The organism is Corynebacterium uropygiale (genome assembly GCF_021568315.1).
GTDB classification, from domain to species: Bacteria; Actinomycetota; Actinomycetes; order Mycobacteriales; family Mycobacteriaceae; genus Corynebacterium; species Corynebacterium uropygiale.
Map to the genome: position 1 here is coordinate 527,225 of NZ_JAKGSI010000001.1, position 22,284 is coordinate 549,508.

General features: G+C 67.7%; 18 protein-coding genes and 1 pseudogene. 10 read left to right on the forward strand and 9 right to left on the reverse strand.

Going from position 1 to position 22,284, the window contains the following annotated elements; translation table 11 throughout:
* The 4 genes from lpqB to secA all read left to right on the forward strand — a co-directional run bounded on the left by lpqB (position 1) and on the right by secA (position 5,768).
* Entirely contained in the window at positions 1–1,704 is a 1,704-nt protein-coding gene (gene lpqB, locus L1O03_RS02575; RefSeq protein ID WP_236117840.1) for an MtrAB system accessory lipoprotein LpqB, read from the forward strand.
* A gap of 41 nt (positions 1,705–1,745) precedes the next feature.
* The gene (locus tag L1O03_RS02580; protein ID WP_236117841.1) at positions 1,746–2,354 is read left to right on the forward strand and encodes a ComF family protein; all 609 of its coding nucleotides are present in this window, start codon (positions 1,746–1,748) and stop codon (positions 2,352–2,354) included.
* A 73-nt stretch (positions 2,355–2,427) separates the two neighbouring features.
* Positions 2,428–3,093, forward strand: a complete 666-nt coding sequence (gene hpf / locus L1O03_RS02585) for a ribosome hibernation-promoting factor, HPF/YfiA family (protein ID WP_236117843.1) — start codon at positions 2,428–2,430, stop codon at positions 3,091–3,093.
* Between the two features lie 137 nt (positions 3,094–3,230).
* On the forward strand, positions 3,231–5,768 hold the full coding sequence (secA, locus tag L1O03_RS02590; protein WP_236117845.1) for a preprotein translocase subunit SecA: 2,538 nt from the start codon (positions 3,231–3,233) through the stop codon (positions 5,766–5,768).
* A gap of 58 nt (positions 5,769–5,826) precedes the next feature.
* Here the strand turns inward: secA and L1O03_RS02595 are convergent, their stop codons facing one another.
* Positions 5,827–6,294, reverse strand: coding sequence for a hypothetical protein (locus L1O03_RS02595; protein ID WP_236117846.1), 468 nt, complete (start codon positions 6,292–6,294; stop codon positions 5,827–5,829).
* A 122-nt stretch (positions 6,295–6,416) separates the two neighbouring features.
* Here L1O03_RS02595 and L1O03_RS02600 point away from each other — a divergent pair, with 122 nt between their 5' ends.
* The 3 genes from L1O03_RS02600 to L1O03_RS02610 are packed head-to-tail and all read left to right on the forward strand — an operon-like array spanning position 6,417 to position 8,118.
* Positions 6,417–6,827 (forward strand): HAD family hydrolase, encoded by a 411-nt coding sequence (locus L1O03_RS02600; protein WP_236117847.1) that lies wholly within the window; start codon positions 6,417–6,419, stop codon positions 6,825–6,827.
* Position 6,828: 1 nt separating this feature from the next.
* Complete coding sequence (locus tag L1O03_RS02605; RefSeq protein WP_236117848.1) at positions 6,829–7,335, forward strand: DUF6912 family protein; 507 nt, start codon at positions 6,829–6,831, stop codon at positions 7,333–7,335.
* A 24-nt stretch (positions 7,336–7,359) separates the two neighbouring features.
* Positions 7,360–8,118 carry an SDR family NAD(P)-dependent oxidoreductase gene (locus L1O03_RS02610; protein WP_236117849.1) on the forward strand — a complete coding sequence of 253 codons (759 nt, stop codon included), beginning with the start codon at positions 7,360–7,362 and terminating at the stop codon, positions 8,116–8,118.
* Here the strand turns inward: L1O03_RS02610 and L1O03_RS02615 are convergent.
* Genes L1O03_RS02615 through gabT form a run of 6 tightly spaced genes read right to left on the reverse strand, consistent with a single transcriptional unit; the run spans position 8,093 to position 15,769 of the window.
* Positions 8,093–9,622 (reverse strand): permease family protein, encoded by a 1,530-nt coding sequence (locus L1O03_RS02615; RefSeq protein ID WP_236117850.1) that lies wholly within the window; start codon positions 9,620–9,622, stop codon positions 8,093–8,095. The two genes, L1O03_RS02610 and L1O03_RS02615, sit on opposite strands and share 26 nt — an antisense overlap.
* 3 nt (positions 9,623–9,625) lie before the next feature.
* Positions 9,626–10,735: an alcohol dehydrogenase catalytic domain-containing protein gene (locus tag L1O03_RS02620; protein ID WP_236118052.1), complete on the reverse strand. Its 1,110-nt coding sequence runs from the start codon at positions 10,733–10,735 to the stop codon at positions 9,626–9,628.
* 8 nt (positions 10,736–10,743) lie between these two features.
* The gene (locus tag L1O03_RS02625) at positions 10,744–12,003 is read right to left on the reverse strand and encodes a hypothetical protein (RefSeq protein WP_236117852.1); all 1,260 of its coding nucleotides are present in this window, start codon (positions 12,001–12,003) and stop codon (positions 10,744–10,746) included.
* Entirely contained in the window at positions 11,997–12,953 is a 957-nt protein-coding gene (locus L1O03_RS02630) for an alpha/beta hydrolase (protein ID WP_236117853.1), read from the reverse strand. The genes L1O03_RS02625 and L1O03_RS02630 overlap by 7 nt, the downstream gene beginning before the upstream one ends.
* Positions 12,950–14,413, reverse strand: a complete 1,464-nt coding sequence (locus L1O03_RS11500; protein WP_268913577.1) for a flavin-containing monooxygenase — start codon at positions 14,411–14,413, stop codon at positions 12,950–12,952. Before L1O03_RS11500 ends, L1O03_RS02630 begins: the two co-directional genes overlap by 4 nt.
* A gap of 27 nt (positions 14,414–14,440) precedes the next feature.
* Complete coding sequence (gabT, locus tag L1O03_RS02640; RefSeq protein ID WP_236117854.1) at positions 14,441–15,769, reverse strand: 4-aminobutyrate--2-oxoglutarate transaminase; 1,329 nt, start codon at positions 15,767–15,769, stop codon at positions 14,441–14,443.
* 127 nt (positions 15,770–15,896) lie between these two features.
* Between gabT and L1O03_RS02645 the strand changes: the two genes are divergently transcribed.
* The 3 genes from L1O03_RS02645 to L1O03_RS02655 all read left to right on the forward strand — a co-directional run bounded on the left by L1O03_RS02645 (position 15,897) and on the right by L1O03_RS02655 (position 19,923).
* Positions 15,897–17,426, forward strand: a complete 1,530-nt coding sequence (locus L1O03_RS02645) for a helix-turn-helix domain-containing protein (RefSeq protein WP_236117855.1) — start codon at positions 15,897–15,899, stop codon at positions 17,424–17,426.
* Positions 17,427–17,547: 121 nt separating this feature from the next.
* Positions 17,548–18,606 carry a ferredoxin reductase gene (locus L1O03_RS02650; RefSeq protein WP_236117856.1) on the forward strand — a complete coding sequence of 353 codons (1,059 nt, stop codon included), beginning with the start codon at positions 17,548–17,550 and terminating at the stop codon, positions 18,604–18,606.
* 27 nt (positions 18,607–18,633) lie between these two features.
* A complete protein-coding gene (locus L1O03_RS02655; protein WP_236117857.1) occupies positions 18,634–19,923 on the forward strand; it encodes a fatty acid desaturase family protein in 1,290 nt (429 codons plus the stop codon).
* Here the strand turns inward: L1O03_RS02655 and rsgA are convergent.
* Both rsgA and aroA read right to left on the reverse strand, forming a co-directional pair.
* A pseudogene (gene rsgA / locus L1O03_RS02660) lies at positions 19,920–20,958 on the reverse strand (ribosome small subunit-dependent GTPase A). The gene L1O03_RS02655 and the pseudogene rsgA overlap by 4 nt on opposite strands.
* A complete protein-coding gene (gene aroA / locus L1O03_RS02665; protein WP_420830272.1) occupies positions 20,951–22,246 on the reverse strand; it encodes a 3-phosphoshikimate 1-carboxyvinyltransferase in 1,296 nt (431 codons plus the stop codon). Before aroA ends, rsgA begins: the two are co-directional and overlap by 8 nt.
* Between the last annotated feature and the right edge of the window lie 38 nt (positions 22,247–22,284).

Genomic DNA, 22,284 nt, shown 5'->3' on the forward strand with positions numbered 1-22,284 from the left:
ATGGATACCCGACGCACCCTCCCCGCGCTGCTGCTCTGCACCGCCCTCGCGCTTACGGGATGCAACTCCCTGCCCGGCAACTCCGAGCCCCAGGCGCTGCGGAAGTTCGAGTCCTCCCAGCATGAGGCCGCCGCGATGACCCCCATTGCCGGGCGTGAGCCCGACCTGCTCGTCCGGGACTTCTACGTCGCGGCCGCCAACCCCACCTCGGACTATCTGTCGGCGCGGAACTTCCTCACCCCGGATGCCGCGCACCGCTGGAACCCGCGGGAGTCCACCCTCATCGTCAACCGCATCGACCTCACAACCCGCCCGGATGCCGCCAGCGGCACCCACGCCTACCAGATCCGCGGCGAGGTTATCGGCAGGCTCTCCTCCGACGGTAGCTACCGCCCGGAGAGCTTCCTCTACGAGGCCGATGTGGAGCTGCGCCAGGTCGACGGGGAGTGGCGCATCGACTCCCTGCCCGATGGCATCGTCATGGAGCGCACCGAGCTGCGGAACCAATACCAGCCGCATGACCTCTACTTCTTCGACCCCACGAACCGGGTGCTCGTCGGCGATCGCCGCTGGGTCTTCGCCAACAATGACACGCTGAACACCACGCTTCTCTCGCTGTGGGCGCAGGGGCCCAGCAAGTTGATTCGCCCCGCCGTCTCCACGACGCTCCCCGCCGAAGCCGAGTTCACCGGCGCGGAGGATGGCGTCTACCACTTCAGCGGCCTCGCGAACCTCGGTCCTGACCAGCGCCTTCTCCTCGCAGCCTCCCTCGTGTGGACGCTCTCCACGGCCCGCGTCCAGGGCCCCTATGCCATCGAGGCGGATGGCCAACCGCTCCTCGACTTCTCCCGCGAGTACACCACGGATGACTTCGCGGAGTTCAACCCGCAGTCCTATGTGGGCTCGGCGCCGGCCATCTACGCGCTCACTGACCGCAACCTCTACCAGGTGAGCAACGGCGGCCTCGACACGAAGAACAACGTCCTCGCGAACGTCGGCGATATCCGCTCCGCGGCGATGAGCTCCGACGGCACCGGGGCGATCGTGCGCCAGGAGGGGGAGCGCAACCGCCTCTGGGTGGGCGAGCTCAGCCAGCACATGGATCGCTCCGTTCTTGCGGAGACCCTCACCACCCCCACCTTCGAGTACGACCCGGCCGTCGTCTGGGTCGTCGCCGACGGCCGGCGCGTGCTCCGCGTCGTGCGTTCCGCCGCCTCAGGCGAGCTCTCCGAGTCCAACGTCAACATCTCGGAGCTCCACGACATTGACGGCGACATCTCAGTCCTTCGCCTCTCCCACGACGGCACCCGGGCGGCCTTCGTCATCGCCGGCCGCCTCTACACCGCGGTCATCCAGCGGCCCAATGCCTCCGAGCGCCGCCTCACCAACGTCGTCGAAGTGGCCCCCCAGCTGGGCGATTCCGTCCTCTCCGTCGATTGGCAGCTCGACGGCTCCCTCATCGTGGGAACCTCCACCCCCGATACTCCCGTCTGGAGAGTTGAGCAGGATGGCTCCGCCGTGACCTCGCTCCCGGCGGGGAACCTCACCGCGCCGGTCGTCTCGGTCGCGGCATCCCCGTCCATGCTCTACGTCACGGATGCGCACTCGACGCGCCAGCTGCCCCTCGGCGGAAACCGGGGCTCCTTCTGGCGGGAGGTCCCGGGCTTGCAGGGGGTGCGCTCGGCGCTCGTCGTCGCGAATTAAGGACGCGACCTGTCGCTCACCACGGGGAGGGGGAGGAAGGGATGGAGCTGCTGGTGCCGCGACGCTGCGCGGGCTGCCACGCGCCGGGGGAGATCCTGTGCGCGGAGTGCCGGCGGGTGCTGGCCTCGCCGCCGCGCAGGGTGGAGCCCCGGGTGCTCACCCACGTGCCGGTGTTTGCCCTGGGGCCGTGGAGTGGGCCGCACCGGGAGGTGGTCCTCGAGATGAAAGAGCGGGGCCACCGGGCGATCCGGCCGGCCATCGGGGCCGTCGTGCGCGCTGCGGTGCTCACCCTCGCTGCACGGGGTGAGATCCCGGAGGACATCGTCCTTGTTCCGGCGCCGACGAGTCCGCGCCACGCCCGGCTGCGGGGCGGCGATCACGTCACCGCCGTCTGCCGGCACAGCGGCTATCCGACGGTCCAGGCCCTGCACCATTTGGGGGTGCGCGATTCTGTGGGCTTGAGCGCCAGCGAAAGGCGAAGGAATCTGAGCGGGGGTATCGCGCTTTACCCCTGCGTTTCGTGCATTTCTCCTGAGGTTCTCCTTGTTGACGATGTGGTAACAACGGGTGCCACTCTGGCCGCTTCTGTAGAAGCCCTGGTCAGCGCGGGTGTGAAGGTGAGAGCGGCGCTGACGCTCGCTTCTGCATGATGGCCGGCACGTGAACGGCGAGGGTAGAGTGAGGGTGAATCGTGATTCCGTCTGACACGGAGGTAGTAAGCAGATGACTACACCTGCTGAGAACACTGATGTCCTGAGCCCGGAGACCCAGGTGTCCATCACCGGACGCAATGTGGAGGTCCCGGAGCACTTCGCAGATCGGGTGAAGACCAAGCTCGCGAAGATCGAGCGCCTGGACCCCACCCTCACGTTCTTCCACGTGGAGCTGCAGCACGAGCCCAACCCCCGCCGGGAGGCTCAGTGCGACCGCATTCAGATCACCGCAACCGGCAAGGGCCACCTCGCCCGGGCGGAGGCCAAGGAAGACAGCTTCTATGCGGCGCTGGAGACGGCGCTGGCCAAGATGGAGCGTTCGCTGCGCAAGGTGAAGGCACGTCGGTCGATCGCCCGTTCTGGGCACCGCGCCCCGCTGAGCACCGGTGAGGCCGCGGCTTCCCTGGTGAATGAGGCGAAGGAGGCCCAGCAGAACGTCGGCAAGTATGACGTGGACCCCTACGAGGGCTCCGTGGAAGACGCCACCCCCGGCCAGGTTGTTCGTACCAAGGAGCACCCGGCCACCCCGATGAGCGTCGATGATGCTCTCTCCGAGATGGAGCTGGTGGGGCACGACTTCTTCCTCTTCGTTGATGAGGACACGGGTCGCCCGTCGGTGGTCTACCGCCGTCACGCCTATGACTACGGGTTGATCTCCCTGGCTGAGGAAAGCTAAAACCGATCCCCAGGAGGCCGCCATCGCAGAATCTGTGGTGGCGGCCTCGACGCTTGTGCGCATCCCGCGGGGGAAGGTGCGTACAATGTGCCACGACCTACAAGAACAGACGCACATCAAGTTAAGGACCAACACACGTGTTTGGACTGTCGAAGTTGCTGAGGGCCGGCGAGGGCCGGGTGCTCAAGCGCCTCCGTAAGATCGCCGACGACGTCATCGCGCTGGAAGACGAGTACGCGGCTCTGAGCGATGAAGAACTCAAGGCCAAGACCGAGGAATTCCGTCGTCGCGTCGAGGAGGGGGAGACCCTCGACGACATTCTCCTCGAGGCCTTCGCCACCGCGCGGGAGGCCTCTTGGCGCGTGCTCGGGCAGAAGCACTACCCGGTCCAGATTATGGGTGGTGTCGCGCTGCACTTCGGGAACGTCGCGGAGATGCGCACCGGTGAGGGCAAGACCCTGACCTGTGTCCTCCCCGCCTATCTCAATGCCCTCGAAGGTAAGGGCGTTCACGTCGTCACGGTCAACGATTACCTGGCCAAGCGTGACGCCGAGTGGATGGGCCGTGTCCACCGCTTCCTCGGCCTTAAGGTGGGCGTCATCCTCTCCGAGATGCGCCCCGAGCAGCGGCGCGAATCCTACAACGCGGACATTACCTACGGCACGAACAACGAGTTCGGCTTCGATTACCTGCGTGACAACATGGCGCGTGACCTGGGGGACCTCGTCCAGCGTGGCCACCACTATGCCATCGTCGATGAGGTGGACTCCATCCTCATCGATGAGGCCCGTACCCCGCTCATCATCTCGGGCCCCGTCGACGGCTCCTCGCAGTTCTACACCGTCTTCGCGCAGCTGGCCCCGCGCATGAAGGAAGGGGTCCACTACGAGGTCGATCACCGCAAGCGCACCGTCGGCATCCTTGAGGACGGCGTGGCGTACGTGGAGGACCAGCTGGGCATCGATAACCTCTACGCCCCCGAGCACTCGCAGCTGGTGAGCTACCTCAACAACGCGATCAAGGCCAAGGAGCTCTTCACCCGGGACAAGGATTACATCGTCCGCGGCGGCGAGGTGCTCATTGTCGACGCCTTCACCGGCCGCGTCCTCTCCGGGCGCCGCTACAACGAGGGCATGCACCAGGCCATCGAGGCGAAGGAAGGGGTGGAGATCAAGAACGAGAACCAGACGCTCGCCACCATCACCCTGCAGAACTACTTCCGCCTCTACGACAAGCTCGCCGGCATGACGGGTACCGCGGAGACCGAGGCCGCCGAGCTGCACCAGATTTACAAGCTCGACGTCGTGACCATTCCGACGAACCGCCCGAACGCCCGCGAGGACCTCGCGGACCGCGTGTACAAGACGCAGGAGGCCAAGTTCGCCGCCGTCGCGGAGGACATTGCGGAGCGCAGTGCGAAGGGGCAGCCGGTGCTCGTCGGTACCACCTCTGTGGAGAGGTCGGAGTACCTCTCGATGCTGCTGCAGCGCAAGGGCATCAAGCACAACGTGCTCAACGCGAAGCAGCATGAGAAGGAGGCGGAGATCGTCGCGCAGGCCGGCCTGCCGGGGAACGTGACGGTGGCCACCAACATGGCTGGTCGTGGTACGGATATTGTGCTCGGCGGCAACCCCGACATCCTCCTGGACATCCACCTCCGCGAGCGCGGGCTGGACCCGGTGGAGGATGAGGAGGCCTACCAGAAGGCCTGGGATGAGGAGCTGCCGAAGGTGAAGGAGCGCTCCCAGAAGCTCGCGGAGAAGGTGCGCGAGGCCGGTGGCCTCTACGTGCTCGGCACGGAGCGCCACGAGTCTCGCCGTATCGATAACCAGCTGCGCGGCCGCTGCGGCCGCCAGGGCGACCCGGGCTCCACCCGCTTCTACCTCTCCATGCGCGACGACCTCATGGTGCGTTTCATGGGGCAGTCCATGGAGAACATGATGAACCGCCTCAACGTCCCGGACGACGTCCCGATCGAGGCGAAGATGGTGACCAACTCCATCAAGGGCGCCCAAACCCAGGTGGAGAACCAGAACTTCGAGATGCGCAAGAACGTCCTCAAGTACGACGAGGTGCTCAACGAGCAGCGCAAGGTCATCTACCGGGAGCGCCGCCAGATCCTCGAGTCGGAGGACATCGGCGAGAACATCCAGGACATGATCGACGAGACCATCTCCGCTTATGTCGCGGGCGCCACCGCCGACGGCTACGTGGAGGACTGGGACCTCGAGTCTCTGTGGCACGCGCTCGAGACCCTCTATGGGCCGAGCTTCAGCCCGCAGGAGCTCATCGACGGCAGCGAGTACGGCGCGCCGGGCGAGCTCAGCGCAGAGAACCTCCGCGCCGCCCTCCTCGATGATGCGCACGCGCAGTACGCGGAGCTGGAGAAGAACGTCGCTGAGCTCGGCGGGGAGAACCAGATGCGTGACATCGAGCGCCGCATCATCCTCCCCATCATCGACGCGAAGTGGCGCGAGCACCTCTATGAGATGGACTACCTCAAAGAGGGGATCGGCCTGCGAGCGATGGCCCAGCGCGACCCCCTGGTCGAGTACCAGAAGGAAGGCGGAGACATGTTCAACGGCATGAAGGAGGGCATCAAGGAGGAGACCGTCCGCCAGCTCTTCCTGCTGCGCAAGCAGTTCGCCCAGAAGCAGGACGCGCCGGCCTCCTAGGCCAGGTCCCCGCGGGCGGGGCCCCAGCCCCAGCTCCCCGGGCCCCGCGCCGCTGCCGCTAGAGCACTCTCACCGTGCGCACCTGCCAGAAGGCGGGATCCTGTGCGGCCGGGGTGACCTCGCCCGAAAGCTCCGCCGGCAGCCCAAAGCTCGCGAGGAAAGCGTAGCTGCGGTCTGCCGAGGTGCAGGAGCCATAGACCTCGAGGTCGGGGCCGTCCACGGCGTGCCGGACATAGGTCCGGTTGAGCCGGACCGGCCCGGGCGGTAGGGGGCGCTGGAGGATGTGATGCCGCAGCAGCTTGGCGCAGAGCGGGCTGAGCCCCGCCCGGTCGAGGTGGTGCAGCGGGCGGACGCGGAACAGAACGTCGAGAATGATGCGCATGCGCAGTCGTATTTCGGCGTGGAGGGCGTCGTCGACCTCGCCGAGAGGGATGGCGGAGGGCGGTGTGGGGTCGCGCTCCGGGCCCGGCGGCGGAGGCGGGGCCAACGTTTTGATGTAGCTGAAACCCGGCATGGGCACGAGCATGATGACACTCCCTGCGGTGGCAGGGCAGATGAGGCGTGGGCTGGGTATCATTGTGTCACGTTTCCGGTAGGAGCGGGGACGCCCCATGCAGTGTGGGTAATGGAGAAAGGGATAGATCAGTAGTGCGAGGACTAATCGTCGACTATGTCGGTGTGTTAGACGGGACGGATGAGGATCAGCGCCGGTGGCGGGACCTCTTCGCGGCTGCCAAGAAGAACGGCGTGGGGACCGCCATCCTGTCCAATGACCCCGGCGGACCTGCGGCGGAGCCAATCCGCGAGTGGGAGTACCGGGGGATTGTCGACGCGGTGTTGCTCAGCGGGGAGATCGGTGCGGAGAAGCCGGACGTCGCCGCGTTCCAGGCCTCCGCGGATGCCCTGGACCTGCCGCTCGATGACTGCGTGCTCGTGGATGACTCGATCCTCAACGTCCGCGCGGCGGTGGAGGCGGGCCTCGTGGGCGTCTTCTACCAGCAGTTTGACCGCGCCGTGGTGGAAATCACGAACATCTTCGATATCGAGGGGGAATTCTAGGATGCGCGTCTATCTGCCGGCCACCTTCGGGATGCTGGAGGACCTCAACGAGAACGGCGTGTTCCACGCCCGCTCCGGCTATGGCTTCGCCCTGACCCCGGCGCTGAGGGACTTCTACACCGAGGGGGATGAGGAAGAGATCGCCCACGCGGCCTTCCAGGATGCGGCAGAGGCGTCCATTCGGCTGCTGGCCATCGGCGATGAGGAGGCCTTCCCGCACCGGCGGGTGGTGGTCTCCGTGGATGTCGATGATGCTGCGATCACCCTGGACCCTGGCATGGGGGAGTCGGTGGTGCGGCTGAGCCCCGCGCGGATTGAGCGCGATCAGGTGGCGGCGCTGCACGTGGACATCGAGGAGTCGGAGGAGGCAACGGCCAAGGCCATCGAGGTCATCGATGAGTCTGACTTGGGCCAGGAGGACGCGATGCTCACCGTCGGCGATGCCCTCGATAACTTCATGGCTTTCTACGATCCGAGCGAGCTCCCCTTCCTCGTCGAGCTGCTCTAAGTCCCACACCACGGAGGGTGCACGATGCGTTCTGTTTTCATCACTGGAGGCTCGGCGGGAATTGGCCGCGCCACGGTGGACCGATTCCTCGCGAGGGGGTGGCTCGTCGGCGCATATAGCCGCCGCGGTCTTCCCGGGGTGCGTCACCCGCGCCTCGTCTCGGGGGTTCTCGACGTCCAGAGCCCGGAGAGTTGGTCCCGAGCGTTGGAGGAGTTCACGGCGCACACGGGAGGGTCGCTCGATGTGCTGGTGAATAATGCGGGCGTGATCGTCGCCCAGGAGCTGGCGGAGATGAGCGTCCCGGATATCCTCGGCCAGATCCAGGTGAACGCGGCGGGGCCGACGCTCGGCGCCAAGCTGGCGTATCCCTATCTGCGCAAGGGAAAGGACCCGCAGGTCATTAACCTGGGGTCCGCGAGCGCGATCTATGGCCAGCCGGAGATTTCCGTCTACGGGGCCACGAAAGCGTATATCGGTTCCCTCACCGAGGCGCTCAACCTCGAGTGGCGTTCTAAGGGCATCCGCGTGGTGGACGTGTGGCCGCTGTGGACGCAGACCGCCATGGCCGAGTGCGAGGCCAGCTCCGTCGCCCGGATGGGGGCGCAGATCACCCCGGAGCGGGTGGCCGACGTCGTGTGGGCGGCGGCGAACCCGCGGACGCGCTGGCAGCGCGGGAAGATCCACTACGGGGTGTCCGCCCGCGATAAGGCCTTCTACGCGGGGCGGAAGCTCTCCCCGGACAGGCTGAGCCGCCTCGTCAACGGCTGGCTGTCGGGGGAGTAGCGGGGGAATCGGGGTCCCTGGGGGCGCCGGTCTCTTCGGCAGCGCCGGGCTCCCCGTGCGCCTCCGACTCGAGGTTGAGCTCCGCGAGCTTGCTGAACTCCTCGGTGGAGTCGGCGAAGGTGTCGGTGGTGTTGACCTCGTCGAAGGGGCGCAGGGTGCCGTCGCGCACCTCGCGGAACATGCCGGTTCCGTAGATGATGAGCAGGAGGAGGATGCCGGCGGCGAAGCCCCACCCGGCCCCCTGGATGGCGAGCACACCGGCGGTCACCCCGGCAATCCCGAGGTCCTTCTGGTTCTTCGCCTCCATGATCCCGACGCGGACGCTGACGAACCCCTGGATGATGAGGGTGAGCGCCAACCCCACGGCGAGGATGGGCTCCACGAATGTGACGATGGGCAGGAGCAGCAGCCCGCAGTTGGTGCCCCAGCGGAAGGATCCCGCCCCGCCGAAGACCGTCGTCATCGCCCGTTTGCCCTGCTTGTAGCGCTCGACGATGACGACGTGCATGGCCGCCCAGAGCGGGCCGCACATGGCGACGTCGGGGCCGATGATGCTCATGATCATGTTGCGTCCCCCGAAGAGGAGGTGCGCCCTGTTGGGGCTGTAGACCACTTCTTCGTCGCGCCGGACGTGGTCGGCCTCGCGGAGGACGGCCTTCGCCTGGAGGACGTCGCCGAACACGACGATGTAGGTGGCCAGCACCGTCGGGATGGCGGTGATGAACATCATGGCGGGCGGGAAGCCCACGCCGAAGACGGTGTACTCACGCCAGAGGGTGCCGAAGTCGGGGTGGGAGAATCCCCACTCGATGGAGGGCCACGGGGCCTCGCCCGCGAGCGGCGCGATGATCACCGCCGCGAGGATCGACGGGATGATCCCCAGGGAGGCGATGAATCGCCAGCCCACTGCCTTCTGCCGCAGGTGCGTGAAGTAGGTGGAGTACATGAGGAAGAAGGCGATGAGCACCGCCACCGTGATGGTGACGGGGAAGGAGTGGAAGCGCCCGCCCGGCTGGAAGACGGAGATGATGGCCGCCAGCCCCGCGCCCAGCACGATGCCGGAGCGCAGCGCCGCGGGCACGATTCTCACCACCTGGGAGGCCAGCCCCGTCACCCCGAGCACCACGGAGAAGATGCCCAGCATGAGCTGGAAGCTGATGAGCGCCCAGATCCGCTGTTCCCCTTCGGGGAAGGAGTTGACATAGGTGATGAGCAGGGGGATCGCGGGGGTGATCCAGCCGGGGACGACGGGATCGCCGAGGAGGTGGTGCGTGAGATAGAGCAGACCATTGAGGGTGACGACGGCCAGCGCCACCTCGAAGGGCATGCCGAGGGCCTCGGTCATGAGCGGGATGGCGCCGAGGTCCACCACGCACATGAAGAGCCCCTGGGCGAAGTCGGGGAGTTCGAGGCGATAGTGGAGGAAGGGCAGCCGCACGTCGAAGGGACCCAGCCGCCAGTGCGGGGAGGGCCGGCCGATGCCGAGTTCTTCGGTGTGGTGCATGGGTTAGTCCTCGAAGTCGATGATCTGCCGAAGCGCGAGGCCATCTGCCAGGTTGTCCATGGCTTCGTTGATGTCGTCGAGCTTGATGTGGGAGGACACAAGCCCCTCGGCGTTGAGGGTGCCTGCCCGCCAGAGTTTCTCGTAGGTGGGGATGTCGACGCTCGGCACCGCGGAGCCCAGGTAGCTGCCGTGGAGGCGCCGCGCCTGGGAGGTGATGGCCAGCGGGTCGATCTGGATGACCGAGTTCGGAGCGGGCAGCCCCACCGTCACGGTGATGCCCCCGGGCTTGGTGATGGTGAAGGCCGTCTCCAGGGCCTTCGGGTGCCCGGCGGCCTCGACCACTGCGCTGAAGCGCGTCCGGGAGGCCTCGGCCTCGGCCGGGGTGGCGACGGCGGTCGCTCCCAGCTCGAGCGCCATCTCGCACTTGGACTCTTGCATGTCGATCCCGACGATCTCCCGCACGCCCAGGGCCTTCGCCGTGATGATGGCGGCCATGCCGACCCCGCCCAGGCCCACGACGGCCAGGGAGTCCAGGGGTTCGGGCTTGATCTCGTTGAGGACCGCCCCGCCCCCAGTGAGGATGGCGCAGCCGAAGATCGCCGCGATGGACCAGGGGACGTCGTCGCCAATGGGGACGATGGAGCGGGTGGAGACGACGGCGTGGTCGGCGAAGCCGGAGACCCCGAGGTGGTGCTGGATGATCTCGCCGTTGCGGCTGAGGCGGCGGGTGCCGCCCATGAGGGTGCCCTCGTTGTTGGAGGCGCTGCCCACCTCGCAGGGGATGATGCCGTTGGTGCGGCAGCCCTCGCACTCGCCGCAGCGGGGGAGGAACGTCATGACGACGTGCTGGCCGATGCGGAAGTCCTCCACGCCGGGGCCGAGCTGCACGATGGTGCCGGCGGATTCGTGGCCGAGCAGCATGGGCAGGGGGCGGGGCCGGTTGTTGTTGACGACGGAGAGGTCGGAGTGGCAGAGCCCGGCGGCGGAGGTCTTCACCAGGACTTCGCCGGGGCCCGGCGGGTCGAGTTGAACTTCGCTGATGGAGATCGGCCGGGAGGAGGCGTAGGGGCGGGGGAGTCCGGCGCGTTCGAGAACCGCGCCGCGAATGGTGATGGGGGCGTTCACGGTGTTGTCCTTTTCTCGGTGGGAAGCGGGTCCTCATCGGTGTCCACCTCGGTGAGGATCTCGCGGATGAAGTCCGATTCGGGGATGTTGGAGTGGCGGGCGATGGAGCGCAGCTCGGCGCGCTCCTCGGGGGTGAGCTGCTGCTTGTCCTCGAAGCGCTTGGCCAGGAGGGTGCGGGCGCGGCGGCGCAGCTCCGTCTCGGTTTCCAGGGAGGAGCGGTTCTTCACCCAGGCCCAGCCGATGATGATCATGATGAGGATGCCGATGTAGCCGAGGAAGGGGTAGACCCACCCGATGAGCTCGCTGAATCCGATGAAGCTGAGGACGAAGCCGATGAGGACCGTGATGACGTACACGGGGTAGAAGCGCTCCCGACGCCCGCGGGTGAGGCGCTTGGCGAGGGCGTAGAACATGCCGATCGCGGTGTTGTAGATCATGCCGTAGATCGCGAAGGACATGATGACGCCGAGCGCGGGGTGGATCTTCGTGATCATCGCGAGGGTGGGCATTTCGGTCTCCATGACGGTGTCGACGGAGAGGTACATCGAGCCCACGAGCACCGCGAGGAGGAAGAGGAAGATGAAGCCGCCGACGATGCCGCCGACGCCCACCTCGCGGGAGTCGAGGAAGTTCCCGCCGATGACGATCGCCATGGATACCACCACGATGACCTGCAGTCCCACGCTGTTGATCGCGGAGACCCACCAGTTGGGCAGGGTGGTGGGGATGGCCTGCGCCTGCTCGTTGAGGGTGCTGAAGTCCGGGTGCGCGTGGAAGATGGTCCACAGCGTGCCGAGGGTGATGAGCACGATGATGAAGGGGGTGATCGCGCCAATGATGATCGTCACGCGGTCCACGTTGAGCAGGCCCGTGAGCAGCACGAGCACGAGCATGATCACCGCGCCCACGAACTCCGGCCAGCCGAACTGCTGCTTGAGATTGGCCCCGGCGCCCGCGAACATGGCGAAGCCGATGCAGAAGAGTGTGAGCATCGTGCCGATATCCATAATTTTCGACGTGATCGGCCCGGAGATGGCCTCGAAGACGCTCGTGTGATCCTTGGCGCGGTGGTAGCTGCCGAGCTGGAGGATCGTGATGCCGGCCCCCATCATCGCGAGCGAGGTGAGGATGGCGCCGAGGATCCCCCAGTTCCCGAAGGCCACGAAGTATTGGAGGGCCTCGCGCCCCGAGGCGAAACTCGCCCCGACGAGCACCCCGATGAAGGCCATGGAGATTTCTAGCGATCGCTTCAGCATGAGGTCCTCCTGATGAACTCGGCGACGTCGTGGAGGGAACGCTCCCCCTGGCGGATGATCCCCGCCGAGGTGAACAACCCGTGGTGATAGCCGGAGAGGTGACGGTAGGTCACGTCGACGCCCGCCCGGGCGAGGGCGAGAGCGTAGGCCCCGCCCTCGTCGGCGAGGGGGTCATTGTCGACGGTGAGCACGTAGGCCGGGGGCAGCCCCTCCGGGAGGGGATGGCGCGCCGGGCTGAGGTCCGGGACGCTGCGGTCCTGGCCCTCGGGCACATAGGTGTCGATGAACCAGCGCATCGTGTCCGCGACGAGCGGGAAGCCCTCGGTAACCCGCTGGTAGGAGGCCGAGGTGTCAAGGTGCTCCTCGGTGACATCCGTGATGGGGTAGAGGAGCACCTGGCTGGACGTCGGCGCGAGGGAGGTGTCCTCGCTCTGGGCGCGCTCGGTGGCGAGGATGGCCGCGAGCTGGCCGCCGGCGGAGTCGCCGAGGACGCAGATGGAGCTCACGGAGAGGCCGTGCTCGGCGTCGGGGTCACTCAGCCAGCGGTAGGCGGTGCGGCAGTCCTCGATGGCGGCGGGGTAAGGGTGCTCGGGGGCGAGGCGGTAGTCGACGGCCACGAGCGGGAAGCCGGTCTCGAGGGCGAGGCGCCGGGCGGCGCTGTGGTGGGTCTCGAGGTTGCCCATGAGCCAGCCGCCGCCGTGGATGAAGAGAATGGCGGTGGTGGGCTGGCTGCGCTCCTCGAGGGGGCGGGGTTCGTAGTAGCGGACCTGGAAGTCCTCGACGCGGTAGTCGGTGACGTGGGGGTCTTCGTCCTTCAGTCCGTTGCGCTCGCAGGAGGCGATGTAGTTCTCCCGGACCTCGTCAAGGGGCACGCGGTGGAAGGAGACGGCCCCGGCCTCGCGGAAGGGGCGGAGGGCGGTCCAGGCGTCGTCGGTGATGGGGCGGGTCATGCGGTCACTCCGTAGTCGGTGAGGTTGAGGGTGCGGGTGAGGTCGTGGTACTCGGCGACGTTGCCGGACCAGTTGTTGATGACGACGCCGTCGGCGTTCTTGTACCAGGAGGAGCAATCCGCGGAGAAGGCGGATTTCTGCAGGTCAGCCTGGGTCTTCTCGGCAAAGGCGCGGAGGACGGAGCTGTCGACGTCGAGCGGTTGATCCGGGTGCGCGCGCAGGTGCGCGATGGCCTGGCTGATGTAGCGATCCTGGGCCTCGAGCATGGCCACGACGGAGTGGTGGTTGAGGTTCGTGTTCGGGCCGTAGAGGAGGAAGAGGTTGGGGAAGCCGTCGACGGCCATCCCGAGGTAGGCCTCGGGGGTGGAGCCCCAGCGCTCCTTGAGGTCAACGCCGCCCCGGCCCGTGATCGCGAGCTCCCCCTGGAAGGCCTGGCTGTGGAAGCCGGTGCCGAAGATGATGACGTCGCACTCGTGGAGGACCCCGTCGGTGGTGCGGATCCCGCGGGGCGTGATCTCCTCGATGGCGGTGGTCTCCAGGCTGACGTTCTCCCGGTTGAAGGTGGGATAGAACTCATCGGAGCGGAGGATCCGCTTGCAACCGAAGGCGAAGGTGGGGGTGAGCTTCTCGACGAGCTCCGGGTCATTCACCTGGTTGCGGAGGTGCTCGAGCGCCTGCTGGACGCCCTCCTCCGCGGCCTCGGTGCCCTGGCGGGTGCGCTCGATGCCGGCCTCGCGCATCTCGTGGATCTCGGTGCGGATGGCCCGGTAGGAGTCGGGGTTCTCGTGGAACTCCTTGCGCTCTTCCTCGGTGAAGACCACCTGGTTGCGCGGGAGGATGTAATTCGCCGAGCGCTGGAACACGGTGAGATGCGCGGCGACCTTCGCCACCTCCGGGACGAACTGCACCGCGGAGGCCGCGTTCCCGATCACCGCCACCCGGCGGCCCTCGAGCGGCACGTCATGGCGCCACTCGGCGGAGTGGAAGGACTCGCCCTCGAAGCTCTCCAGCCCGGGGAAGTCCGGGATCTTCGGTTGCGAGAGCTGCCCCCACGCCCCGATGAAGGTGCGGCCCAGGATCGTCTCTCCCGCGGCGGTGTGGAACTCCCACAGGGCGCGCTCCTCATCCCAGCGGGCCTCCGTGACCCGGGTGTTGAGGCGGATGTGTTCGTCGAGGTCAAACGCCTTCGCGAGGGCGAGGAGGTAGCCGAGCATCTCATCGCGCCCGGCGTACATGCAGGAGACGTCGAGGTTGAGGAAGTAGCTGTAGCAATAAATGAGGGCCTGGGTGTCGCAGGCGGCGCCGGGGTAGTTGTTGTCGCGCCAGACGCCGCCGATCTGCTCGGCGGCCTCGAGGATGAGGAAGTTGTCCTGGCCGTCGCGGGTGAGCTGGGCTCCCTGGCCCAGGCCGCCGTAGCCGGCGCCGACGATCACTGCGTCATAGATGTGCGGGGTGCTCATGGTTGGTGTTCTCCTTTGTGGTGGGGTTTATCGGGTGGCGCGCAGGGCCTCGGTGAGGACGCCGAGCCCGTCGCGGAGCAGCTCCTCGCTGATGACCAGCGGCGGGAGCATGCGGATGACGTTGGAATCGAGGCCGCAGACGAGGGTGATCACGCCCTGCTCGCGGCAGCGGGCGGCCACCTGGGCGGTGCGTGCGCTCGCGGGTTCGCCCTCGGCGTCGAGGAGTTCGACGGCCATCATGGCGCCGCGTCCGCGCAGCTCAGCGACGGTTCCCTCCTCGACGAGCGGCCCGAGCTCCTCGCGCACGATCTCTTCGATCCGCCGGGCGCGCTCCAGGAGCCCCTCCTCCTCGATGACCTGCAGGGTGGCAAGCGCCGCCGCGCAGGCGACGGGGTTGCCCGCATAGGTGCCGCCGAGGGATCCCGGCCCGGGCGCGTCCATGATCTCGGCGCGCCCGGTCACGGCGGAGAGCGGCATGCCCCCGGCCACGCCCTTGGCGATGGTGATGAGGTCCGGGTCCAGGTCCTCGTGCTCGGAGGCGAACCACTGCCCGGTGCGGGCCACCCCGGCCTGGATCTCGTCGAGGATGAAGAGCACGCCGTTCTCGCGGCACCACTCCTGAAGCGCCGGGAGGAAGCCGGGCGCGGGGACGACGAAGCCGCCCTCGCCCTGGATGGGCTCGATGACCACGCAGGCGAGGTCCTCCGTGCCGATGTTCTGCTCAATGGAGCGGATGGTGCGGGCTGCGGCGGTGGGGCCGTCGAGCCCATCGCGCAGCGGATAGGAAGAGGGCAGGCGGTACACATCCCCGGCGAAGCTGCCGAAGCCCGCCTTGTACGGGGTGTGCTTGGCGGTCATCGCGAGGGTGAGGTTGGTGCGGCCGTGGAAGGCGCGGTCAAAGACCACCACCCGGTTCTTGCCCGTGGCAGCCCGCGCGATCTTCACCGCGTTCTCGATGGCCTCCGCCCCCGTGGAGAAGAGCGCCGTGCGGGTCTCGCCGCGCGTCGGGGAGAGCGCGTTGAGGCGGGCGCTCACGTCGATGAAGCTCTGATAGGGGACGTTGAGGAAGCACGTGTGGGTGAGCGCCTGGGCTGCCTTGCCGATGGCCTCGACGACGGCCGGGTGCGCGTTCCCCACCGTCGTGACCCCGATGCCGGAGGCGAAGTCGATGAGCTGGTTGCCGTCGACGTCGCGGAGGATGGCCCCCTCCCCGTCGACGATGTACGCGGGGAGCCCGGGCTGCAGGGCGCGGGCGCAGGTCTCGGCGCGCTGCTCCTCGAGGGCGAGGCTGGCGGGCCCGGGGATGGCCGTGACGACGCGCCGCTCCTGCGCGAGCCGTCGGGATGATGTGTGCATGACGCTCCAATCCTCAGGGAATGTGATGGGGGTCATTATGGGGGGAGGGGGAAGTGCCGCGATATCGACAATCTGGCTAAGATAGCGGAGAGTTTTCTCCACAGTGGAGCTTTACGGAGGTTTACGATTGCCCGCCCCGCTTCATGTCACCCTCGTTGACGGCGCCCGCGATACCGCCTCGGTGAGCGTCGCCTGGCTCTCCCACCAGCGCAGATTGGGGATCACGGTGCTGCACGACACGGGCGCGAGCTTCTCGGTCATCCACCCCTGCGAGCTCACGGATCCCCAGCGCTACCTCGTCGATGGGTGCGTCGTCATGCTCACCGGCATCGCCTTCGCCGACGCCCCGGAGAAGCTCGCGGAGCACGTGCGGGCCCTCGGGCGCGCCGGGGTGGCGGGGGTGGGTCTGGGCGTGGGCGTCGCGGTGACCGAGGTGCCGCCGGGGATGGTGGAGGCCGCCCAGGAGAGCGGGGTGTCGCTTTTCGTCGTCCCCTTGGAGACGCCCTTCATCCAGGTGCTCCAGACGGTGCAGGAGGAGCTGGCCCGGCAGCGCAATCGCAGCCGCGAGCTCCTCTGGGGAGCGCAGGAGCGGCTCAATGGGGCGGCGAATTCCGGTGGCCTCGAGCTGCTCCTCAAGGAGGCCTCGGCCAGCATCGCGGCCCACGTGCTGCTCCTTGATAACGACGGCCGCATCGCGGCGCAGGCCTGGCACGGTGGCGTCCCATCGATCGGGGTGGAGGAGGTCCGCCGCCTCGTGCGCGAGGACCCCTTGACGATGGCCACCCGCATCGGCTCGCTCACCGCCCTCGTCCACCACGTCGGCGAGGAAGGGGAGCGCAGCCACCGGCTCATCGCGGTCTCCCGCCAGGTGCTTGGCCCCGATAGCCGCGCCCTCCTGCGCCATTGCGCGGGCCTCGCGGAGCTCATCGTGAAGCGTCCGGCGCAGTATCGCGCGATCCACCAGGAACTCAACACGCTGGCGCTGGCCATCCAGCTGGGCCTCACGAAGGACCCCGGCGAAACCCGGATGAAGCTCTTCCGCAGCGCCGCCGATAGCCGCGGCACCATCCGGCCGGCGCTCATTGTGGCGGAGCAGCCGCGCTCGCTGCAGCGCGTGCTCTCGGGTATCAACGATGCCCTCGAGCAGGTGGGCCGCCTCCTCTTCGCCATTCGGATTGATCCCCGCATGGCGTTCGCGGTGTTCCGTGGGGACCGCAGCGCCGCGGAGGTGTATGAGCTCATGGCGGCCTCGCATGGGAGCGCGCGGATCGCGATTGGGAACACCGTGAGTTGGCGGGAACTCTCCATGGAGGTGATCCGTCAGCTCGAGCGGATGGTGTTGCGGACCCGTCCGGGGGAGTGGGTGGGGCCGTCGGCGCGGGGTGTGGACTGGATGCTAGAGGCCCCGGTGCGGGAGGCACTCAGCCGTCGAGTGCACGAAACGTGGGGGCGCCTCGCCGCGCATGATAGCGAATTGGAGCGCACCCTGGAGGCCTTCCTTCGCCACATGGGAAATATCAGCCACACTGCCTCTGAGCTGCAGATTCACCGCCATACGGTCTCCAAGCGGGTGCGTCTGATCGAGGAGGTGCTGGAGGTGGACCTCGATGATCCGGTGACGCGCGCCGAGTTGCTCGTCGTGGCGCAGGCGCGCTGAGGGGTGTGCGGCCGGAGGGCGTGCAACACGGCAGCGGGGCGGCGTCGCGCTAACGCCTACGTTGGTGTAAGCTACCCCTCCGTAAGTATCTGCCTTTCTCGGAAGGGAGCTTCGCAACGCCATGCGCACCAGGACCCGCGACGGGCTTGCCAACGTTCGTCACGTGCTCCGACGATTCACCTCACCCCTGCTGCCGGATGACTACACCCAGCTCATCAACCCGTTGTGGTCTCAGCGGGAGCTCCGCGGCCGAATTCTGAGCGTTGAGCGCGGCGCTCACGACACGGTCCACCTGCGCATCGCACCTGGCTGGGGCGTGCCGGTCGACTTCCACGCCGGGCAATACATCGGGATCGGCGTGCCCGTCGATGGGCGATTCGTCTGGCGCAGCTACTCTCTGACCACCGCGCCGGAAACCTCCGACGGGATCTTCGCCATCACGGTGCGCGCGGTGGAACGAGGAAAGCTCTCCACCCACCTGGTGAGGACCATGCCCTCCGGACAGCCCATCCGCCTGGCTGCCCCTGCCGGAGACTTCCATCTCACAGACCCGCTGCCCCCGCGCCTGGCGTTCATCTCCGCGGGAACGGGCATCACGCCGGTGGTGTCCATGCTGCGCTCCTTGAGGGAGCGGGGCCTGGAATCGGATGTGGCCGTTGTCCACTCCGTGCACTCCCGGGAGGACCTGCTCTTTGAGGAGGACCTGCGCGCCTGGGACGCCACCATCCGCATCACGTCGGAGGAGGGGCGGCTCGGCCCCGAGGACCTCCACGCGCTCATCCCCGACCTGCCCTCCAGGGTGATCTATGCCTGTGGGCCGGGCGCCATGCTCACTGATCTTGAGGAATGGGCGAAGGCACACGACGCCGACATCCGCACTGAGCGCTTCGTCCTCGATCGCGACTCCGACGCCCAAGGCGGCACAGTGCGCTTCCTCCGCGGCGGCACGGAGGAACGCGCCGTGCGGGAGGTCGACGGCTCTACGACGCTCCTCGAAGCTGGTGAGGACGCTGGTGTGAACCTCCCCTTCGGCTGCCGCATGGGCATCTGCCAGACCTGCGTGCGCCCGGTGCTCGAGGGCGAGGTCCGCAACCTCCGCACCGGGGAGACCCACGGCCCCGGCGAGCGCATCCAGACCTGCATCTGCGTGCCGGCCGGGCCCGTGAGCCTCGACGTCTAACAACCACTTACCCGTGAAAGGACCCTCATGGCTATCGACAACATCCGCGCCTATTCGCACCTCACCGACGAGGACATCCGCGAGATCGGCCGCCGCCTCGACGAGATCGAGCGCGAAGTCACCGAATCCCTCGGCGCCAAAGACGCCCGCTATATCCGCACCCTCATTCGGGTTCAGCGCAGCCTCGAGGCCGCCGGTCGCGTGAGCCTCATGTTCTCCTCCCGCAAGCCCGCGTGGGCGCTGGGCGTCGGCCTGCTCAGCCTCTCGAAAATCCTCGAGAACCTGGAGATCGGCCACAACGTCATGCACGGTCAGTGGGACTGGATGAACGACCCGGAAATCCACTCCTCCACCTGGGAGTGGGACAACGTCTGCCCCTCCTCGCAGTGGATGCACACCCACAACTACATCCACCACACTTTCACCAACATTCTCGGCATGGACGACGACGTGGGATACGGCATCCTCCGCGTCACCAGGGATCGCCGCTGGTCAACCTTCCACGCCGCCCAGCCGTTGACCAATCTCGTGCTGGCCTCCCTCTTCCAGTGGGCGGTGGGATTTTACGACGTACAACTCGGCCGTCTCTTCACCGGGCGCGCCACATGGGAGGAAACGAAGCCGAAGTTCTATGAGACCCTCGGCAAGATCGGTCGCCAAACCCTCCGCGACTATGTGCTCTTCCCTCTCCTCGCCGGCCGCCAAGCCCCCGCCGTCTTTGCCGCCAACCTCACGGCGAACTTCATCCGCAGCGTGTGGGCCTATGCCGTGATCTTCTGCGGCCACTTCCCCGACGAAACCGAGACCTTCACCAAGGAGCAGTACGCCAACGAAACCCACGACGAGTGGTACCTGCGCCAGATGCTCGGCTCCGCGAACTTCAGCGGCGGGTGGCTCCTCACCATCCTCTCCGGCAACCTCAACTACCAGATCGAGCACCACCTTTTCCCCACCATGCCCTCCAACCGGCTGGCCGAGGTGGGCAAGAAAGCGCAGGCGCTCTGCCAGGAGTACGACCTTCCCTATAACATCGACTCCTTCCCGATGCAGCTCGCCAAGGTGCAGCGCACCCTGCTGAAGCTCACCCTCCCGAATCGGTTCCTCGCCGCCGACCCCAACAACGCCCCCGAAGTCCGCACCAACCAGGCGTTCACCATCACCGGCGTCGAATCCCTCCTCCACGTCGGTCCCGACGCCAGCGGCGCCCGCGCCGGGCTCGCCACCGGGCTCCGGGCCCTCGCCAAGCTGCGCCCCACCGTGGGGGAAGCGCTGCTCAACTTCACCGGGCGCACCCCGCTCCGGCGCCGCAAGAACTAGGTCTCGCGCTCCCACTCGGGGGTGGAGCGCAGCGCCACGAGCAGCCGGCGGATAGCGGCCACGCGGCGCCCGCTGGGGGAGGCCGGGTCGATCTCATCCAACGCGCACTCCGGATCGGCGGGCGGCCCGAGGTGGGTGCAGCCGCGCGGGCAGTCCTCGATGGCCTCGGCGAGGTCGTCGAAGACCTCGAGGACGACGTCGGCGTCGACGTGCGCGAGCCCGAAGGAGCGGATGCCCGGGGTGTCGATGATCCAGCCCTCATTGAAGGGGAAGGCAACGGATTGGGTGGAGGTGTGCCGGCCCTTGCCCACCCCGGAGACCCGGCCGGTGGCGCGCTCGGCCTCGGGGACCAGGCGGTTGACCAGCGTGGACTTGCCGACGCCCGAGTGCCCCACGAGGCAGGAGACCTTTCCCCGCGTCGCCTCGAGGAGGGGGGGAGAGCTCATCGTGGATCCCGCAGACGATCACCGGCACGTCGAGGTCGCGGAACTCGCCGGCGAACTCCTCCGGGTCGCCGAGGTCCGACTTCGTCAGACAGAGGATCGGCTGGATACCGCCCACAAAGGCCGCGATGAGCGAGCGCTCCACGAAGCCCGTCCGGGGCGGCGGATCCGCCACCGCGCACACGATGAGCAGGGTGTCCGCGTTCGCGACGACAATCCGCTCATAGGCGTCGTTGTCATCCGCGGTGCGCCGGAGGACCGATCGCCGCTCCTGAAGCAGCACAATCCGCGCGAGGCTGCCGGGGTTCCCCGAGGTGTCTCCCACGACGCCCACCCGGTCACCCACCTCAATGGCCGTGCGCCCGAGGTGGCGCGCCCGCACGCACTGGACGCGGTGATCGGGGGTGCCGGGGTGGTCGGCGCCGCCGTCGTCGAGAACCACGCCCCACCGGCCACGATCCTTCGCGACGACCATCCCGAACTGGGCATTCTTGTAGCTCGGGCGGTCCTTGGTGCGGGGGCGGGAGCGGCCGCGGGCGCGGATCTTGACGTCCGACTCGTCCCATTGCCGTCCCCGGGGTGACCTAGCCACGGACCATCTGCTCCCACAGGTGAGCGAAGCCCGGGAGGGTCTTGGAGGTTGTTTCGATGTCGTCCACGTGCACTCCTTCCGTGACGAGGCCGAGGAGGGCGCCGGCCGTCGCCATACGGTGATCAGCATAGGAGTGCCACAGGCCGCCGTGCAGCGGGGCGGGGCGGATGGCCAGGCCGTCGGGTAGCTCCTCGCAGTCCCCGCCCAGGCGGTTGATCTCCGTGCTCAGCGCCGCGAGCCGATCCGTCTCATGCCCGCGCAGGTGCGCGATGCCGGTGAGCCGGGACTCCGTCTGCGCGAGCGCGCAGAGCGCCGCGACGGTGGGGGTGAGCTCCCCGATATCGGACATGTCCATGCGGATCCCCTTGAGCCCCATGCCCGCCGGCGGGCCGCTCAGCGCGAGGGTGAAGTCCGCGCCCGTGGCCTCCAGCTCCACCTGGCAGCCCATGGACTCGAGGATCGAGCGGATCGCATCGCCCGGCTGGGTAGTGCGCACCGGCCAGTGGGGAATCCGCACCGTCCCCCCGGTCACGGCCGCGGCGGCGAGGAAGGGGGTGGCGTTGGAGAGGTCGGGCTCGACGCGCCACGTGCGCCCCTCGATCTCGCCGGGCTCGACGCGCCAGCGATTCGGCTCCGTCTGCACCGTCACTCCCGCCTGGCGGAGCATGTCCACCGTCATGTCGATGTGCGGCAGGGAGGGGAGGCGCCCGCCCTCGTGGCGGATGGTCATGCCGTGCTCGTAGCGGGCTGCGGCGAGCAGAAGACCGGAGACGAACTGGCTGGACCCCGAGGCGTCAATGCTCACCGTCCCGCCGGGCGGCGTCCCCTGCGCGTACACCGTGAAGGGCAGCTGCTCGCCGACGACGCTCACGCCGAGCTCCCGGAGGGCGTCGAGGATGGTGGCCATCGGACGCTGGCGGGCCTGGAGGTCGCCGTCGAAACGCACGGTGCCTGTGGTGAGCGCGGCGATGGGCGGAACAAAGCGCATGACAGTCCCTGCGAGGCCGCAGTCGATGGTCGCGGAGCGGAAGGGGGCCGGGCGCACGCGGGCGCGGAGCAGGGCGGGGCCGGTGCTCGTGGCCTCGATGTGCGTGCCGAGTTCCTGCAGGGCGCCCATCATGAGGCGCGTGTCACGGCTATCGAGGGCATCGACGATGGTGCTCTCCCGGTTCGCGAGCGCCGCGAGGATGAACGCGCGATTCGTAATGGATTTGGACCCGGGGATGGGTTGCGTCCACTCGATGGGGCCGCGGGCCACAGGGGCGTGCCAGCTCTGGGGATTGTTCACGAGACCAATCATAGGGGGAGGGCCTACACTGTGGTCCT